The sequence below is a fragment of the Mycobacterium liflandii genome (genome assembly GCF_022354805.1).
In the GTDB taxonomy this organism is placed as follows: domain Bacteria; phylum Actinomycetota; class Actinomycetes; order Mycobacteriales; family Mycobacteriaceae; genus Mycobacterium; species Mycobacterium marinum.
In genome coordinates, this window is record NZ_CP023138.1 from 4,418,874 (window position 1) to 4,436,895 (window position 18,022).

The 18,022-nt window shown below is 66.2% G+C and carries 11 protein-coding genes and 5 pseudogenes; 12 read left to right on the forward strand and 4 right to left on the reverse strand.

Going from position 1 to position 18,022, the window contains the following annotated elements; translation table 11 throughout:
• Positions 1-147: 147 nt before the first annotated feature.
• The 7 genes and pseudogenes from CKW46_RS19680 to CKW46_RS19710 all read left to right on the forward strand — a co-directional run bounded on the left by CKW46_RS19680 (position 148) and on the right by CKW46_RS19710 (position 8,189).
• Positions 148-2,014 (forward strand): annotated as a pseudogene (locus CKW46_RS19680) (AMP-dependent synthetase/ligase).
• 42 nt (positions 2,015-2,056) lie between these two features.
• A complete protein-coding gene (locus CKW46_RS19685) occupies positions 2,057-2,989 on the forward strand; it encodes an alpha/beta fold hydrolase (RefSeq protein WP_482052287.1) in 933 nt (310 codons plus the stop codon).
• A 267-nt stretch (positions 2,990-3,256) separates the two neighbouring features.
• The gene (locus tag CKW46_RS19690; RefSeq protein WP_117436634.1) at positions 3,257-4,549 is read left to right on the forward strand and encodes a hypothetical protein; all 1,293 of its coding nucleotides are present in this window, start codon (positions 3,257-3,259) and stop codon (positions 4,547-4,549) included.
• A 157-nt stretch (positions 4,550-4,706) separates the two neighbouring features.
• Positions 4,707-5,219: a nitroreductase/quinone reductase family protein gene (locus CKW46_RS19695; protein WP_012395035.1), complete on the forward strand. Its 513-nt coding sequence runs from the start codon at positions 4,707-4,709 to the stop codon at positions 5,217-5,219.
• A 164-nt stretch (positions 5,220-5,383) separates the two neighbouring features.
• Positions 5,384-6,037, forward strand: coding sequence for a class I SAM-dependent methyltransferase (locus CKW46_RS19700; protein ID WP_012395036.1), 654 nt, complete (start codon positions 5,384-5,386; stop codon positions 6,035-6,037).
• A gap of 229 nt (positions 6,038-6,266) precedes the next feature.
• On the forward strand, positions 6,267-7,502 hold the full coding sequence (locus CKW46_RS19705; protein WP_482052288.1) for an FAD-dependent oxidoreductase: 1,236 nt from the start codon (positions 6,267-6,269) through the stop codon (positions 7,500-7,502).
• A 27-nt stretch (positions 7,503-7,529) separates the two neighbouring features.
• The gene (locus CKW46_RS19710; protein WP_273591680.1) at positions 7,530-8,189 is read left to right on the forward strand and encodes a class I SAM-dependent methyltransferase; all 660 of its coding nucleotides are present in this window, start codon (positions 7,530-7,532) and stop codon (positions 8,187-8,189) included.
• Positions 8,190-8,210: 21 nt separating this feature from the next.
• On the opposite strand, the gene CKW46_RS19715 is transcribed toward CKW46_RS19710, so the two are convergent.
• A complete protein-coding gene (locus CKW46_RS19715; RefSeq protein ID WP_012395039.1) occupies positions 8,211-8,612 on the reverse strand; it encodes a nitroreductase family deazaflavin-dependent oxidoreductase in 402 nt (133 codons plus the stop codon).
• Between the two features lie 95 nt (positions 8,613-8,707).
• Here CKW46_RS19715 and CKW46_RS19720 point away from each other — a divergent pair.
• Positions 8,708-9,193: pseudogene (locus CKW46_RS19720) on the forward strand (TetR/AcrR family transcriptional regulator); the annotation flags it as partial.
• A 135-nt stretch (positions 9,194-9,328) separates the two neighbouring features.
• Here the strand turns inward: CKW46_RS19720 and CKW46_RS19725 are convergent.
• A pseudogene (locus CKW46_RS19725) lies at positions 9,329-10,704 on the reverse strand (serine hydrolase domain-containing protein).
• A 665-nt stretch (positions 10,705-11,369) separates the two neighbouring features.
• Here CKW46_RS19725 and CKW46_RS19730 point away from each other — a divergent pair.
• Together CKW46_RS19730 and CKW46_RS19735 are read left to right on the forward strand one after the other, a co-directional pair.
• Positions 11,370-11,786 (forward strand): M15 family metallopeptidase, encoded by a 417-nt coding sequence (locus tag CKW46_RS19730; RefSeq protein ID WP_041299379.1) that lies wholly within the window; start codon positions 11,370-11,372, stop codon positions 11,784-11,786.
• A gap of 92 nt (positions 11,787-11,878) precedes the next feature.
• Positions 11,879-13,411, forward strand: a pseudogene (locus tag CKW46_RS19735) (PE family protein).
• Here the strand turns inward: CKW46_RS19735 and CKW46_RS19740 are convergent.
• A pseudogene (locus CKW46_RS19740) lies at positions 13,377-14,579 on the reverse strand (ISAs1-like element IS2404/ISMul1 family transposase). The pseudogenes CKW46_RS19735 and CKW46_RS19740 overlap by 35 nt on opposite strands.
• A 160-nt stretch (positions 14,580-14,739) precedes the next feature.
• On the opposite strand from CKW46_RS19740, the gene CKW46_RS19745 reads away from it, so the two are divergent.
• Positions 14,740-15,363 (forward strand): hypothetical protein, encoded by a 624-nt coding sequence (locus CKW46_RS19745; protein ID WP_482052289.1) that lies wholly within the window; start codon positions 14,740-14,742, stop codon positions 15,361-15,363.
• A gap of 117 nt (positions 15,364-15,480) precedes the next feature.
• Complete coding sequence (locus CKW46_RS19750; RefSeq protein WP_482052290.1) at positions 15,481-16,236, forward strand: maleate cis-trans isomerase family protein; 756 nt, start codon at positions 15,481-15,483, stop codon at positions 16,234-16,236.
• 86 nt (positions 16,237-16,322) lie between these two features.
• Here the strand turns inward: CKW46_RS19750 and CKW46_RS19755 are convergent, their stop codons facing one another.
• Entirely contained in the window at positions 16,323-17,771 is a 1,449-nt protein-coding gene (locus CKW46_RS19755) for a PE domain-containing protein (protein ID WP_482052291.1), read from the reverse strand.
• Positions 17,772-18,022 lie beyond the last annotated feature (251 nt).

Genomic DNA, 18,022 nt, shown 5'->3' on the forward strand with positions numbered 1-18,022 from the left:
CGCCGAGCAACGGGTACATTCTCGTCTAACCAGTCCACCCGGCATCACTGGCAAATTCAAGATCTTCGATGCGATGAGGCCGATCGACCCTATCCCGGGCGCAAGATCGAGCATGATCCTCAGAGAGATAGTCGAAGGAGCGGACCAATGAGCAAAGGCGATCTCGCGGTGATTCGCCACCCCAGCGGAGTATCGGTGTCCACCCTGCCCCAGGCTTTTCAGCAGACCGCGGCCGTAGCCCCGGACTCGGTGGCCATCCGCACGGTCGGAAATCAAGCCGTCCTCACCTGGCGCCAGTACGCCGATCGGGTGCGAAGGATCGCTGCCGGGCTGGCCGCTCTCGGGGTCGAACGCGGCCACACGGTGGGGATCATGCTGCGCAACCGTCCGGAGTTCCACTTGGTCGACACCGCGGTCCTGCATCTGGGCGCGATCCCGTTCTCGATCTACAACACCTCGGCTCCCGACCAGATCAAGTACCTGTTCAGCAACGCTGAGAACAAGGTCGTCTTCACCGAGAAGGACTTTCTGCCGGCCATCAATGCGGCCGTCGCCGACCTTGCTCACGTGATCGTGATCGACGCCGACGCCGACACCGACGCCGACGCCGACGCCGACGCCGGTATGAGCCTCGAACAGCTCGAATCCAGCGGGGCCAAAACCGATTTCAACTTCGATGCGACGTGGCAATCCGTCCGGCCCGATGACATCGCCACCCTCATCTACACCTCGGGTACCACCGGCCCGCCCAAGGGCGTCGAGCTCACCCACGCCAATGTGATCGCCGAGTTCTCCGCGATCGTCGAGCTGCTTGGCATGCAGCCGACAGATCGGATCACCTCCTACCTGCCGCATGCACACGTCGCCGACCGCGTGACCGCGCACTACGCCAACATGGTCTTCGGAGTGCAGGTAACCGATGTCGCCGACGTCAAAGCGATCGCCGAGGCGTTACCGGACGCCCGCCCCACGTTATGGCTGGGGGTGCCCCGAGTCTGGCACAAGATCCAAGCTGGGATCGAAACCAAGCTTGCCGAGGCCGGCGGAGCCAGGAAGCGGCTGGCGCTGTGGGCCATCGACACCGGCATCCGCGCTGCCCGTCAGACCTTGTCCGGCAAGTCCCTCTCCCCGGCACTGGCCATCAGCCACAAGATCGCCGACCGCCTCGTGTTGGCCAAGGTGCGCGAGGCGCTCGGCCTCGATCAACTGCGCTGGGGCGTCACCGGCGCCGCTGCCATGCCGGTCGAAACACTGGAATTCTTTTGGGGCCTAGGCATTCCCGTCTACGAAGTGTGGGGAGAATCGGAATGTGTGGGCGGCGCGACCTCCAATCGACGCGACGCCATCAAGCTCGGTTCGGTAGGTAAACCGCTGCGCGGCGTCGAGGTCAAGGTGGCCGGGGACGGCGAACTGCTGATCCGCGGACCGATCGTGATGCGCGGCTACCGGCACCAGCCAGAGAAGACCGCCGAGACAATCGACGCCAACGGCTGGTTGTACACCGGCGACATCGGCACCATCGATGCCCAAGGATTCGTCACCATCGTCGACCGCAAGAAGGAGTTGCTCGTCAACGAATCCGGAAAGAATCTCTCCCCCCAGCAACATCGAGAGGGCGATCCAGGCCGATTGCCCCTTGATCGACCAGGTGGTCGCGTTCGGTGACGCACGTCCCTACGTGACCGCACTCGTTGTCCTCGATCGTGACACCGCCGCGGCGCAGGCCGCCGCCTTGGGCATGGCCGATCCGTCGGCGGCCGCGTTCGCCCAGAGCCGCCAGGCACGCGAAATGCTTACCGCCGCGGTCCGCGAGGGAAACTCCAAGCTCTCCCGGGTGGAACAGATCAAGCGGTTCATCATCATCGGCACCGCGTGGGATCCGGGTGGAGACGAACTCACCCCGACGATGAAACTCAAACGCAAACCCATCGCGCAGAAGTATTCGACCGAGATCGACAAGCTCTACGCCGCAACGCCCGGCCCGGAGATCGTCGACCTATCCAAACCCGACTGACTCGCGCACTCACATGTCATCGCACTTGGTCGCAGCTTCTCGATGAAGCTGAGCAACCCACTGCGGCATCCTTTTTTCGTACCGCGCGTCGAAAAGCCCCGCGCGGAGGGCCGTTTCTACCTGCCCGATGGGCGCCGGCTTGGCTTCGCCGAGTTCGGTGACCCCGCGGGCGCGGTGGTGCTGTGGTTCCACGGCACGCCCGGCGCGCGACGCCAGTTCCCGCTGCTGGGCCGGCGTGCCGCCGAAGAATTTGGTTTGCGCGTAGTCGTCGTGGAGCGCCCCGGCTCGGGTCTCTCCGACTGTCACGCCTACACCGCGATGGCCGACTGGGCCACCGACATGACTGCGGTGGCCAACGCGCTGGGCGCCGAGCGGCTTGCTGTCGTCGGCCTGTCCGGCGGCGGCCCCTATGCCCTGGCCTGCGGCGCGGTAGCACCCCTGGCGTCTCGCGTGGCCACCGTGGCGGTGTTGGGCGGAATAGTTCCGTCGGTCGGCCCCGACGCCACCGCCGACGCGGTCACCGATCTTGCCCGTCGCTTCACCCTCATCCTGTCGGAGTTGCGCCGCCCGCTGGCGGCGCTGGCCGCCGGACTGCTGCCCCTGGTCCCGGTCTCGCACTACCTCTATCGGGCTTATGCCAGCATCACTCCCGAGGGCGACCAGCAGGTCTTCGCCGACCCCGAATTAGAGGCAGTGTTCCTCGATGACATAGTCCTGGTCGTCAAGAGCCGCTGCCAGGCCATGATCGACGATTTGCGACTGTTCGGACGGGACTGGGGCTTCCGGTTGCCCGACGTGACGGTGCCGGTGCGGTGGTGGCACGGCGACGCCGACCCGCTGGTACCGCTGGCCGCCGCCCGAGCGGCGATCGCGCGGCTGCCCAATGCCGAGCTCATCGCGCGCCCGGGCGAAAGCCACCTAGGCGGCTTCGCCGCCGCCGACGAGGTCCTCCAGTTTGTCCGCTCATCGCTTTGAGCTGCAACGACTTTGTCGACTCTGCCCCGCGGCTTTGATCCAGCCCACGTGGCGCGAGCGAAATCGCCGCCCACCGTGGTATTCGCATGTTCACGTGGGTTGGTGCCGCCGCAATTCACCCGTTGTTTGCATTCGGGCGCCATGCTCAGTCACTGAGATGGCCCCTTGCCGCGCCCGGTAGCGACAAATGCCTGCGAACTCTCACGCCGGCTGCATACACTGCCGAGAGATTATTAGGGTCCCCTTAGCAGATATGAGGTGTCCGGCGTGCCAACGAGGACCGATGACCCGCAGATCGTGGTGTCGTTCCATGACGACAGCCTGCTGATTGGCGGTGATCCTGCCGCTGTCGAGTCCTATCTGTCGCGGTTACGTGCGATCGCCGGGCAGACCATGCGGGTCGCGGGAATCCACGGCGCCCCGCTGGCCCGCGCGGCGGGCAAGCTCGCCGGGGTGACCGCGGTGCTCACCAATTGCGACAAATACGTTCAGTTGCATCCCGACAGCCTGAGCGCGTTGCGGATCGGCAACCTCGTTCCCAGCTCGGCGGGCTTCTATTGGATGACGGCACCGGCTGAGGCCGGCCAGTTCCTGGCGCAGTTGCAGTGGCGGCCGGCGGGGCTCGGCCCGGAAGCCATGGTTTCGGCGCAGATGATCGCGGTGCAGATGGCGTTGAAGTCCGCGATTGCTCAGGTCGAAGACGCGGTCCGTCGGGTAGAAGACAAGGTCGAAGCGGTGCTCGAAGTCGCCAGAGCACAACGTGCCGGCGACGTTCTGGGTAACAGCCTGACCATTTCGCGGATGGTTGAGTCGCTGGAGAAGTACGGGTCGCTGCCCGATGCCTACTGGGATTCGGTGGCAGCTCTGGGCCCCGCGCTCAATGTCACAGCCGAACAACTGCGCAACCACGTCAGGCGCGCGCTGGCGTGTTTCGCTGACGACCTGCCCGTGCAGCAGCGCGCGGCAAAGCTGCGCAACGCCGTCAACGACAACCGGCTTGGTGATGCGTTGAGCCTGTTGGTGATCGCCGAGGAGTCGCTGCACAAGTGGCAGCGTCTGAGCCTTGCCCGAATCGAGTCGACGCAACCACAGCAGTTGCTACGAGCGATCGACGAAGCCCGCGAGCTCGTCGATCATCATCTGCGCGAGGATGTCCGCATCTATCAGGACGCCAAGGAGATTATGGACCGGTTCACGAAGCTAGAGGCGATCGACGGCTTCCGTTTCCTGGCGGTGCGCGAGCTGGTCAAACAGCGCCTAGCCCTGCGCGACGAGCTCGACAGTTTCGCGAGAGCCCGCCACCAACAGGCCGCGATGTGGGAGGACTTCCACGTTCCGAGTGTGCTCGATGCGGCATTTGCCACCATCGAAGTCGCGGCGGGCACCACCAACCGGGCCCTGGTGGCCGTCGGTCGGGGGCTCGTCGGCCTGGGTGCGCAGCTGACCGAGCCGCTACGGGGCAACAGACGCGGCGAGCAGGGACCAGTCATACAGCGCGACAAAGACGCTGAATCCGCGATAGACGGCGCCGGTCTGCAGGAATCCGATCCGGCCTGCTGAGCAGGCGGCGCCGGTAGCCGACACCACTTTCTGTGGGACGAATGGCTCCCCGGAAATGGGCCTAAAGACCCGTTCGGCCGGTTTCGCCACGCGATAGCGTGATCGGTTTACGGCCAACAGAATCCGGTTGCCGGTGCCGGCTGAGCGGGAGCGTGCGGTGAGGCAGGACACGACAAGCACATCGCCCGTTCGGCGGGCCGCGATCCAGGTGCTGGCCGGGGCGGGGCTGCTGCTGGTTGTGCTCGAGGCGTTCTTGATCGTCTCCTTTCGGTTACGTCTGCGCCCAGCGATCAACGCAATCCGGCGCTTCAACAGGGCCGTGCTCAACCCGGCCATGTTGACGATGGCAGGGTCCGCACACTGGTATGCCTCAGTGATCCATCATCAGGGCCGCACAACGGGGCGGGCCTACGCGACGCCCGTCGTCGCGGAGCGTGTTGGTGACCAGTTCTACATCCCGCTCCCCTACGGCCGGACGGACTGGTGCGCCAATGTCATGGCGGCCGGCGAGTGCACCGTCGAGCACAAGGGCCGGCGCTACCGCACCACAGCGCCGGCGGTCATCGGGTTCGCGGTCGCGGCCCCGTTCATCTCGGCGCGGTCGCGCCGAACGTTCCGCCTCTACAAGGTGCGTTCCTTTCTTCGCCTCGACATCACCGACAAGGCGTGAGCCACCGGGAAAGTTTCTCCAGTGTGGTCAGCCTGATCGCAAGCCTGCGAACATCTCGTTGTGGGCCTGTGGTCGGATTAGTGTGGGGTAAGGTGCCCTCGCCGGTGCCGCCGCGGTGCCGCGAGGGCAATGCAGTAATGCTGCGCTGAGCACTGGGGAACGCGATGAACCAGCAGGATTCGCCGAGTACTTGCTACCGCGCGGAGCCCGTTGACGCCCAGGCATTTACCGCGCACTTCGATCGCCTGTACACGCGACTGGCCCGCCCCTACGACCTCGCGGTCAAGCTGCTGCCCGTGTGGCGGCATTGGATCAGTGCAGCGCTCCCGCACATCCGCGGCCCGCGCGTCCTGGAGGTCTCTTTCGGCACTGGTTGGCTGCTCACCCGCTATGCGAACAACTTTGACACCTACGGGGTGGACCTCAATCGCCGCATGGTCGCAATGGCGCGGCGCAATCTGCGCCGCGCGGGTGTGAGCGCCGACTTGTCCCAGGCAAACGTCGAGGCACTGCCCTATCCGGACGGCCAGTTCGACACCGTCGTCAACACCATGTCCTTCAGTGGTTATCCCAACGGTGCACGGGCGATGACCCAACTGCATCGTGTGCTGCGCAGACAAGGCCGGCTGGTCTTGATCGACGTTGGCTATCCCCAAGACGGCAATCGCCTGGGCACTGCGCTGGCCGGTATGTGGCAACGGGCCGGTGACGTGATTCGTGACATGCCAACGCTGTTGGATGACTTCGGCTTCGAGGTCCAGCACGAGCAGATTGGCGGTTTCGGCAGCGTCCATCTCTACCTTGCGACAAAATTATGACGACGCCACCACTCACGTCATCGCCGGTCCGGACCAGCCACGCCGGTAGAGTTCGGCAGGTGAACTCGCCGTCGGTGCTAGAGGCGACACTGCCGGCCGCTTGCGCGCAGCTCCGCGACGAGCCGTCGGCGACATCAACGGGAAAGAACCGGTCGGGTATGGCAGCCCCGGCATGCGGCATCGAATCGCACACCGGCCCCGATCGTCGGATCCAAGCGCAAGGCGGGATATGGAATCAGAGCTGAGAGCGCGCTGTTGTGTCGCCGGCGGCGGGCCGGCTGGCATGATGCTGGGCTACCTGCTGGCCCGGGCCGGGGTCGACGTCATCGTGCTGGAAAAGCATGCAGACTTTCTGCGGGATTTCCGCGGCGACACCATCCACCCGTCAACTCTCGAGGTCATGAACGAGCTTGGGCTCTATGACCAGCTGTTGCAGCGGCCGCATCAGCCGACACCGACGCTGAACGCTCAATTCGGTAGCTTCCGAGCACTGGTCGCCGATTTCCGCCACTTGCCGGTTCGCGGAAAGTTCGTCGCGATGATGCCGCAGTGGGACTTCCTGGATTTCATCGCGAAAGAGGCACAACGCTTTTCGTCTTTCCGGCTGCTGATGCGGGCCGAAGTCACGAAACTGATCGAGGAGCCCAACCGCGTCACCGGCGTAGTCGTGAATACCCCGGACGGTGAGCAGAAGATCCACAGCGACCTCGTGATCGGCTGCGACGGACGGACCTCCACCGTGCGCGCCCAAGCGGGCTTGCAGGTGCTGAGCCTAGGTGCGCCGATGGATGTTCTGTGGTTCCGGATGTCGCGCCGGCCCGGCGACCCGGAGGAATCCATGGGGAATTTCGGTCGCGGCGCCATCCTGGTGTTGATCAACCGGGGCGACTACTGGCAATGCGGTTTCGTAATCGCCAAGGGGTCCATCGAACAAGCGCGTCGCCATGGGGTTGAGTTCTTTCGCGAAGAGATCGTAAAGATGGCGCCCTTCGTCAAGGACCGAGTCGCGGAAATCACCGACTTCGACGATCTGCGGCTGTTGACCGTCTCGGTCGACCGCCTCAAGCAATGGCATCGGCCGGGACTGCTCTGCATCGGCGACGCCGCCCACGCGATGTCACCGATCGGCGGAGTTGGGATCAACCTGGCCATCCAGGACGCGGTCGCGGCGGCCAATCTACTGATCTCGCCGTTACGTCGCGGCCAGGTGAGCGATGCCGATCTGCAGCGTGTGCAGGCACGGCGCGAGTTGCCGACCCGCGCTACCCAGGCGGTCCAGGTGTTTCTCCAAAAGAACGTTGTCACCGCGGTATTGGGTAGTTCGCAACAGTTCAAGGCGTCACTGCCAGTGCGACTGATCCGGCGGCTCCCGTTGCTCGCCCGCATTCCCGCCCGCCTGATCGGCATGGGAGTGCGCCCCGCGCATCCCGACCTGGCGGTGATTGACAAGCCAGTGCCGACATAGCGCATAGGGTGGGCAAGGAGGACAACCGTGGCGCTTTCCCTGAGCCAGGCCCGTTCGGTCTACGACAGGATCGGACGCATTCAGGACTGGCAGGCCTTCTATGAGGATGAGACGCTCGACCGGCTCGTGGCCAATGCAGCCCTGGCGCCCGGCCAGACGATCTTTGAATTCGGCTGCGGAACAGGAAAATTGGCTGCGAACCTGCTGGCTGAGCTGCCGGCCAGTGTCAACTATGTCGGCGTCGATATCAGCCCGGTGATGATCAACCTCGCCACCAGTCGGCTCGCCCCCTGGGCCGACCGGGCCAAGGTGACCCTTGTCGATGGCTCACTGCCACTGCCTGCCGGCGACCGGTCCGCGGACCGGGTGCTGTCCACGTTTGTGTTCGACCTGCTCGATGAGGCGTATGCGAGGGCGGTGCTGGACGACTTGCGACGAATCCTGACTGCCGACGGCCTGTTGTGCGTGGCCAGTCTCTCCTACGGGGAGCGGCCGCTGGAACGGGTCGCCTGTCGCGCCTGGAACGGGCTGTGGCGCGTTGCGCCACAACTTGTCGGCGGATGCCGTCCGATCAGTGTGAGCGCGCTGCTAGACCCCGGATGGAAGCTGGCGCATCACTCGCACGTACACCGCTTCGGGCTCGTGATGGAGGTCGTGATCGCCAGCCCCAACGCTTCCCAGCCATAACCGCGTGCTTGCCCCCTGCGGTCAGCCCGCCGGCGCCAGTTCGCGCACCACGTCGAGCTTGAGGAACTCCGGCGCCTTGAGCACCCGGCGAAGCATGAACCGGATGAACGCCGGCATATCGGTCGCGTCCTCGTCGCGGAAGACCACGGGGTCGCCCAGCTGATAACGACGCCGCCTGGTCTCCAGTTCGCAGCCACCAGCGGCGAGGACATTCTTCACCCAGTCCGAGCTGGTGCCGTAGGTCAAAGCGATGACAAATCCGTTGCGCCGGTGAAAGGCCCACAGCGGGGTGCGGAACGTGCGGCCCGACTTGCGCCCGCGATGGACCACGACGGCCCACCCTGGGGCCCATGGGGCGACGTACTTGGTGAACCGATTGAGACTGATCTTGTTGGCCTTGGCGACCCAGCGTGGTGCCGGCATTTTGAAAAACTCCTCACTCGTGGAATTAATGCCATTACGCTAACGCTGGCTGCCCGAAAAGTCAACGACTGTAGAATTTCAGGACTATGCCCCCAATGGGACGACGTCGAGGTAACCCCGACACCCGCAACGCGATCGTCACGACCGCTCGGCGGCTGTTCGCCGAGTCGGGCTACGAACAGACCTCGGTCCGTGACATCGCCTCCGCGGCCGGGGTGGACCCGGCGCTGATCCGGCATTACTTCGGCAGCAAGGCCGAACTCTTCCGGTCCATCGTGGGATGGCCGTTCGAAGCTGATGCGATGAGTGCGCTCATTCTCAGCGGCGATCGTGACGAGCTCGGGGCGCGGCTCACCCGGGTGTTCTTGGAGGCTTGGGAGCGGCCGGAATCACGCGCCCCTTTGCTGGCGATCCTGCGCGGTGCGGCCACCCATGAAGAGTCCACCACCCTGGTCCGGCATTTCTTTCAGGACCAGATGTACCCGCAGTTGGCCCAACCGTTGCCAGGCCCCGATACCGAACTGCGGATCGACCTGGCCATGGCCCAGCTGCTGGGCATCGCCTACCTGCGCCACGTCCTTCGGCTGGAGAGCAGCCAGATAGTCGCGCTGCGGCCAGAAGTAGCGGCCCGTTTCGCCGCGAGCAGACGCAGAATCGCACTTGCGCGTCCCCGCGCGTGCGATTCTGCGTCTGCTCGCGGTGCCGCCGGCCACCTCCTACAAGCCCAGCGCCAGGGCGGCCGCTGTGGCCACCTGTCCACGCAGGTCCGAAATCGGTGTGCTGCCCCGCAGATGAATTGCGTTCGACAGCAGAACCACATAACTGTCGGAACCCGGGTCTATCCACAGCGAAGTTCCGGTGAAGCCGGTGCCACCGAAGCTGCCGATGGGAAAGACCACGCCCCGCGGCGCGGAATATGGCGTGTCGATATCCCAGCCGAACCCAAACAGGGTTTGTCCGCTGATCGCCGGATAGCGCGGAGCCAGCATCGGATCTGTTCAGTTCGGCCGGTGCGCAAGCGCTTCTCGCGCCGCGGCGTTCGCGGCGTCCAGTTGCGCCATGTGATGTCCGGGCTGCTGCGGGGTCGTCATCAATTCGCACGTCGCCTGCGTCAGTGGAAATGTGCTGGGGCGGCCCGCAAGACGATCGAGCAGGGCCTGCGCGAAGCTGCTGACATCGTGCGCCGTGGAGAACACCCCGGCGTGCCCGGCCACTCCCCCATGCGGCGCGCTGTGGGGTCATGCACCGTGCCCCGAAGCAGCCGGTTGAAATTGGGGTTCCGGCTTGGATCGGCACCGCTCTCCTCATCGAGTGCGGTTGGCGCGATATGCGACAGCAGGGCGGTGTCCCAGGTACCCGCAGGGCAGGGCGCCCGCGGGCGCCCTGCCGGCGCGGGAGCCCACCCGATCGCGGCTCCTCTCACGCTGTGTGGACCGCAGGCTTTGGCCGCAGGAAGAAAGTCGCTGTCTTGCATGCCAATTGGGGCGAATACATGTTGCGCAACGTAGCCATCTTCGGCCTCACCAGCGATTTTCTCGAGCAGCGCGCCCAACAAAATGTAGTTGATGTCGGAGTATCGGAACTCCCGCCCTGGCGGCGACTGCAGCGGCGTGCTCAGCGCACGGTGAATGCCTTCCGCTCGGTCTGCGCCGTCCAGTCCCCATGCATCTTGCAAACCGACATCTACCGGTTCGCCGGAGGTCTGTGTCAGCAACATGCGGACCGTCACTTGAGCACGCTGTGGGTCGCTCGCGGGGTTGAAGCCGGGCAAATGGTTCTGCACCGGATCGTCGAACCCAACCTTGCCCTGTTCGTATAGCTGCATGATTGCCGTCGCCGTCGCGAGGCATTTTGTCAACGACGCGATGTCGAAGATCGTGTCTTCGGTCATCGGCTCCGCGGGTGCCGACACCCCATCGAGCCCCTGTTCACCTGCGAGTTTGCGGGAGCCATAGGCCTGGTGGAAGACAATCTTGCCGCCGTGGCCGACCACGACGACGGCTCCCGGTAGCCGCTCGGCCGCAATGGCGTCGTTGATCAGCCGAGAGACGGGTGCGAAGGCAGCCAGGCCAGCCGCATCCACGGCGGGCATGGCGGGCCTCGGTCCCTCCCTTACCGGTGCGGGTGCGGCCTGCGATGGCGCTGGGGGTGTCGGCTGGTGGGGCGCGCATGCCGCAACGAGGGTGAGCAAACTAGTTCCAACGGCGATGGCCTTGAGCACTTTTCGCGCAGGCGGCAGCCCGGCCGGACGTTCTGGGCGGGTCCGGCGAGAAGGCGAGCCGCTGTCGATGCTTACCTGCGTCAGCGTAGTGACTCCGAACCGATCATCGTGCCACCGCGCGATTGTTGCCCGCTGACCCCGGATATCGTCGGCTGCGTGTGATCATCGGGCGAGTGTGCAGGCAACGCAGATGGCTCATCACCGGCCGACGCTTTCGGGCAGCCTGTTGCCTTACTCGTTGAAATGATCGCGGCTGCCGTCCTGCTCGCGCAGTGCACCGTGGCGCCCGCACCCTTCGGTGCGAGTGTCTCCCCGGTGACTGCCGCCGACCTCGGCGCAACCTGGCACCCGGATTGGCCGATCGGACCGACGCGGTTACGCCGAATCGAGTTCAACCACTTCGGTTTTGACGCCGCGTTCCGTCGTCGCGAACTGATCGTGCACCAAGATCTGGGGGTGGAGGTCATCACGATCTTCGAGCGGCTCTACCGACTGCGCTTTCCCATCGAGAACATTCGCAGGGGCGACCACTATCCGTGGCCGCCGATGATCAGCTATCGACGCAGGACAATGCGTCAACCCTCAATTGCCGGGCCATCACGGGACCCGGCCAATCGTCTCCACACGCCTTCGGCAATCGCGCAAAGACCTACATCGACGCGGCGGGAGTATTCCAACCGAAGAACGAGCCGGCGTGTCCGGATCGCGGCCGCAGCGACGCCGGACTCCCACACAAGGGCGATCCGGCTGTGCCTGCCTTCGCCGATCACGGCTGGCGGTGGGATGGTGCCTGGACAACTCCTATCGGCTACCAACACTTCGAGCGGCGATTCCAGCGAGACATCGTTGTCGGCGCACGGCTTCGGTGGTCGGCCTCGCGAGCGGACTCGTGCGCCGGCGGTGGCCAGCCCTTGATGTGTCTCATCACCTTTGCCCAAATCAGGAAACGCTAGAACCCAGACCGCTAGCATCAGGGGTGTTGACGATCGCCCCGGCTAACGGCGGGCGGTGTGGTGTGGTTTCCGGCCGGATGGGGTGATCGACTATGTCATTTGTGGTGACGGCACCGCAGCTGTTGGAGGCTGCGGCCCGCGCAGCTGGCCGGTATCGGTTCGAATATCAGTACAGCCAGTGCTACCGCGGCGAGCCCGACCGCAATGCTGGTGGGCGCGTTGGGCGCCGATGAGATCTCGGCGGCTGTGGCGGTGATGTTTGGTAACCACGCGCAGGCCTATCAGGCGGTCAGCGCGCAGGCAGCGGCGTTTCATGACCGGTTTGTCCAAGCGTTGACCGCGAGCGCGGAGTCATATGCCGGGGCTGAAGCCGCAAGCGCCTCGGTGTTGCAGACAATGGGCCAGGACCTGGTCAACGTGGTCAATAGACCCACGCAGGCGTTATTGGGTCGCCCACTGATCGGCAACGGCTCCGATGCAACCTCGGGCAGCGGGGCCAACGGCGGCGCGGGGGGCATCTTGTACGGCAACGGCGGCGCGGGCGGGTCCGGAGCACCCGGTCACGCCGGCGGCCGTGGCGGTAACGCCGGGCTGATCGGCACCGGCGGGGCCGGCGGGTCCGGCGGAAGCTCGACAAGCGGAGCTGGTGGGGCCGGCGGGGCCGGTGGCAGCGGCGGATGGCTGTGGGGCGCCGGCGGGACCGGCGGCGACGGTGGCGCAGGCTCGACCGTCGCAGGCGCTGGCGGACACGGAGGCACCGCCGGCTTGATCGGCACCGGCGGCGGCGGTGGCGCCGGCGCGGCTGACGGCACCGGGGGGCCGGCGGAGCGGGCGGGGCCGGCGGGTTGATGTGGGGCCACGGCGGGTCCGGCGGAGCGGGAGGCGATGGCGGGGCCGGCTCGGTCGGAGCGACCGGGGGTGCCGGCCAAGACGGCACCACCGGCGCGACGGGCGGCGCAGGTGGGACCGGCGGTGCGGGCGGCCGGGGTGGACTGGTGTACGGCGACGGCGCTCGCGGCGGCGATGGCGGCCTAGGCGGGACGGGCGGCACCGGCGGGGTCGGTGGTGATGGTGCGCTCGCCGACAGCGCCGGTGGTCGCGGCGGCGATGCCGGAAACGGTGGAGTCGGCGGGGTCGGCGGAGCCGGTGGTCGGGGCGGGTCCGGCGGCCACGGCGGAGTGTTCGGCGCATCTGGCGACCAGGGGGCTGGCGGGGCCGGCGGCAACGGCGGTGACGGCGGTGTAGCGGGCACCGGTGGGGCCGGCGGCGCTGGCGATGCCAGCCACCCCGATGGCGGAGTGGGCGGCGATGGCGGTGACCCCGGCGCCGGCGGGGCCGGCGGGATCGGCGGCCACGGCTCCAGCACCGGCGCCAACGGCAGTTTCGGGTCCACACCTACCACCGCTGCCGGCAATGGCGGCAAAGGCGGCAACGGCTACACCCCCACCACACCCGGCGCTGACGGCGGCGCCGGCGGAACGGGTGGCAGCGGCGGCCTTTACGGCAACGGCGGCGATGGCGGGGCCGGCGGCAACGGGGCTACCGGCGCGCCCGGAGTCAACCCCACCCCCAGGGCTCCGGCGTTGTTGATTAGCAGGCTTGTGAGCTGGGGAATTGTGGATTGAGGAGGTCTAGGCGGCGGTTGGCGGTCAAAGCGGTGATCCGGCAGGCTTCGGCGATGTTGTCGGCGCCGTTGAGGCGGTGCAGATTGATCGCGGTGTTGCGTAGCGTTGCTAGGACCTGTGCGCCGTTTCCGGTATGTGCCCTTTGACGGTCTTCGTCGAAGGTGACGTCGCGTATCCAGTGCAGGCTGTTCTCGATTCCCCAGTGTTGACGCATCCAGGTCATGATCGCGGTAGGGCGGGCGTGCTCGAACGGCAGGCTGCAGATGGCATAGACCACCTCCACGCTGCGCTGGTCGGTGGCGGTGATCAAGCGTTCACGAGTGATCCGGATGATTTGTTTTGCGTAGGGGAAGCCGATTCCTCGTGCAGCGGTGATGATTTGCAGGGTGCGGGTCTCGACACGGCCGTGGCCGCGGGAGTCGTCGGTAGCGGCTGCGGGCACCTCGGCCCAGGGCAGCGCGGTGATACGCGCAAGTATTTTGGCTTGGTTGGACTTGACGATCATCAGGTAGTGCGACTTCAAGGTGGCGCAGATCAACTTCGCGGTGACGACCTGGGTATGCATCGCATCCACGGTGACCAGCCACCGCAAGCTACCCGGCAGCAGCGTGAGCAGGGCACGTACGCAGGGAATTTCATTGCTTTTCTCGGCGACAGCGAGTTGACCGAGCACCAATCGGGCACGGTGGGCGAACACCGACACGAGATGCGTGGCTGTCGCTTTGGCGCGTAAAGCACCACGCAGCATCTTGCCGTCCAACGCGATCGGCACCAATCCACTGGGGTCGCTGCTGGCCACGTGTGCAGTGAAGTAACTGCCCATCCTGGCGTTGAGGTCGGCGGGGTCTAGCCGAGACAAAACAGCGCGGAAGGTCTTCTCACTGGGCCGCCGGAACCGGACCCCTAATTAGGCCAACACATCATCGGGAGCGGTGGCCGCCCATGTAGCAAAACCAGCATAGCCGCGCATCCCCGCGGCAGTGGCCAGAACCGCGATCGCCAACAAAGCCATCAGCGAATACCTCCGACCGCGTGGGTCCCTCGGGTCTAGCACCGAGACCAACACACCGAGAAACTCCGATCCGATGACCTCGCTACGCTCACCAGGACTCCAGCGGTCGAACACCTCTGGAACCGACGACACAGGCAATACTGAAACGGTAGGCACGGGCAACTCCAGACCAACGACGAACAGTAACCAACTCGATCGTTCTCCAGATAGCCCGTGCCTACACTCCGGCCCCAATAGCGCGGCACCAAAGATCATCAACCCAGCTCACAAGCCTGCTAATCAACAACGCCGGAGCCCTGACCCCACCCCCAACCCGGTGGCCAGCCACGCCGATCCCGGTGCGGCCGGCACCACCGACAACGGCGGCGACGGCAACGGCGGAACCGGCAGCAACGGCACCACCGCCGGGGAGCAAGGAGGCACCGGCGGCGCCGGCTTCAACAGCGGGGTCATCGACGACAATCCCTTCGGCGGCAATGGCGGCAACGGTGGGACCGGCGGGCCGGGCACCCTCGGCGGCGACGGCGGTAGAGGCGGATTTGGTCCGCTGGTCGGCGGCTGGGGCGGCAACGGCGGCATCGGCGGGCACTCGAGTGGCTCCGGCGGCATTCTCGGCACCGCCGGCAACGGCGGCAACGGTGGCAACGGCGGTACCGGCGGCGGGGCCGGCGGCAACGGCGGCGATGGCGGCACCGGTGGGGCCGCGGGCGCGGGCGGCACCTATGGCCAGTCGGGCATGGTCGGTGCAGGGGGTGACGCCGGCTCCGGTGGCGACGGCGGCGACGGTGGCACCTCGTTCGACATGGATGACAATCCCGTTCCGCCCTCCGGCACCGCCGGCCAACCCGGCGCCACGGGCGCTACCGGCGCCAACGGCCAGTCCGGCCAGGCCGGACTGAACGGTGGCAGCGCCGGCACGAGCGGGCCCGCTATCCCTTGAGAGGCACGACCGCGTCAGCGCGGCGACCCGAGCTCCACGTAACTGGTTGACACGCCGGACATGTCGGGGCCAGGCTGAATGAGTCGAATCTGTATCCCCGTGTCAGAGGGCGGAAAGATGTCGAGCTACCGCGTCGGCTTACTCGTACCCAGTTCGAACACGACAATGGAAACCGAGGTTCCTGAAGTGCTGCGCGCCAACGGCAGCACAACCGGTGATCGTTTTACCTTCCATGCCAGTCGCATGCGGATGAAAAAGGTTGATCCACAAGAGCTTATGGCGATGAACGCCAGCGCGGAGCGCGCGACGACCGAGCTCGCCGACGCTGCCGTGGATGTGATGGCCTACGCCTGTCTGGTCGCCGTGATGGCCGCCGGACCCAACGCACACCGCACAATCGAAGAGCGCTTGACAAAGGTTGCCTCTCAATCCGGCGGGACCGTCGAGGTGATCTCCAGCGCCGGCGCTCTGGTCGAGGACATCCGGGAACTGGGCGCCAGGAAGATCGCGATGGTTGCGCCCTACATGAAACCTCTTACGTCGCAGGTGGTCGACTACATCGAAGCCGAGGGCATCGAGGTAATGGATGTGATCAGCCTCGAGGTAGAGGACAACCGTGCGGTGGGATGCCTGGACCCGATGCGCCCGCCGCACATCGCCCTTCGGCTCGACACCCACGACGCCGACGCCGTCGTGTTGTCGGCATGCGTCCAAATGCCCTCCCAGGCAGCGATTCCCGCCGCTGAGGCGATGCTGGGCTTGCCGGTGATCTCGGCGGCAACCGCGACGTCGTGGAAGATACTGCGGTCCTTGGGTGTTGCGCCAGTCGCCGCCGATGCGGGCGCCCTGTTCGACGGCGGCGCGAGTGGGTGAACAACCTGCGCTCCGGGGCTGATCCCCGGGACCGCGGCGGCGGGTCGCCGCCGGAACCGGCGTCCCGTTCGTCTGCGCCGACTCGACTACGCCGGCAATACGATCCCGGCGGTCGGCCCGAGGAAGATCGCCTGGCCGCCGGGGGCGACGTAGCCACCGGTGGGTCCGTAGATGCCGTAGATCGGGTTTAGCGGGTCGGCACCGGCCCAGATGTCGTTGATCCACCCCGAGGACAACGTGTACACGGCCTGGGTGGCGCCGGGCGGGGAGAACCCGGTCAGCAGCTGGGCGGCGAAGTCGATGAGGGGATTTCCGCCCAGCATCGAGTCGACGTGTGAGCCGTTGACAATCTCGACCCCGGTGAACTGGCCTGGGTACAGATTGACCAGTTGATTCGTGGTGGCACCAAAAGCGTTCCATGGCTGCGGTGGTGCTGCCACCACATAGATGGGAACATTCGCCGCCTGCAGGTTGGCTACCGCAGCCCCGAAGGCCGAGGCATTCGACGCGACCCCGTCGAACATCACCACACCCTGTAGGTGGTTGGTGGCCGCCCCAAGGTTCGCGAGGTAGCTGCCGGCGGCGATCGAGGCCAGCCCACCGCCGGCGGAGTGCCCGGACAAGATGAAGTCCTGCGGCAGGGTGCCCAGGTAGTCGGCCTGGTTCGCGCTGATGTTCAGCACCGTCTGACTGCCCAGGAACAGCGAGCCCACGCCCTGCTGCATCTGCGCACCGCCGATCCACATGCCGAACGGCAACGGAATCGAAGGCACGGTGGGAACCACCACGATGCTGTTGGTCTGCTGCGCCAGCTGCATGGCCAGCGGCTGGTAGAACCAGCCGATCGCCCCGAAGCCGTGCTGTAGGTAGATGACGCCGTTGGCGTTGACCGAACCGTCGGCCTGCGTCGGGAAGTACCAGTGTGCGGGGGCGGGGAAGTTGAATTGCGGAATCGTGATGCCCAGGGATTCCGACGGGCCGATCGGAATCTGCAGGAACGAGAACCCCGACTTGACCCCGGTCGCCCCGGTAGCCGGAGCGGCGAGCGCCTCGGCGGCGGCGTAGTTCACCGCCCCGCCCAGGCCTGCCTGGTTGGTGCCCGAGGTGAGCAGCGAGCTGGCCTCGGTGGCCCCGGTGCTCGCGGCCGCGACGGAACCGTTGCCGAACAGCGGACGCCCGATGAGCCGCTCAATGGGTGCGAAAACCCCGAGGCTCTCCGCCTCTTGCAGCAACGCCCGCAACGGCGACACGTTCGCGGCCTCGGCGGCCGCATAGGCGGCCCCGGCCTCGCTCAACGCGCGCTCAAACTGGGCCTGAAACCGCGTCGCTTGCGCACTCAGCGTCTGAAACTCGTCAGCGTAGCTGCCGAAAAGCCGCGCGATGGCCGTGGACACCTCGTCTGCCGCCGCGGAGATGATCCCCGTCGTCGAGGGCGCCGCCGCCGCGGCCGCCCCCTTGACCGCCGCCTCGATACCGGCCAGCTCCCCCGACGCTACGGAAAAAGCATCGGGCGCTGCGATCACGTATGTCGACATCGGCGGCTCCCATACCCGGTAGTCCGACAACCTCAGGACCGCTACAGAATGTTAGCCGGGTTGGCGGTCCGGGGTGGTCAGAACGATCGCAGACGCACGAACAGGCGTTCGGCGATTTCCCCGATCCTGTCCAGGGCGCGATTCGACGCTGCCACAGCAGGTTCGAAACGACTATCCGAGCGGCCCCGGCGCCGGGACTGCCGAACCGGCCGGTCTCACGCCTAGCCGCAGGGACTTACGGCTGGCACAGC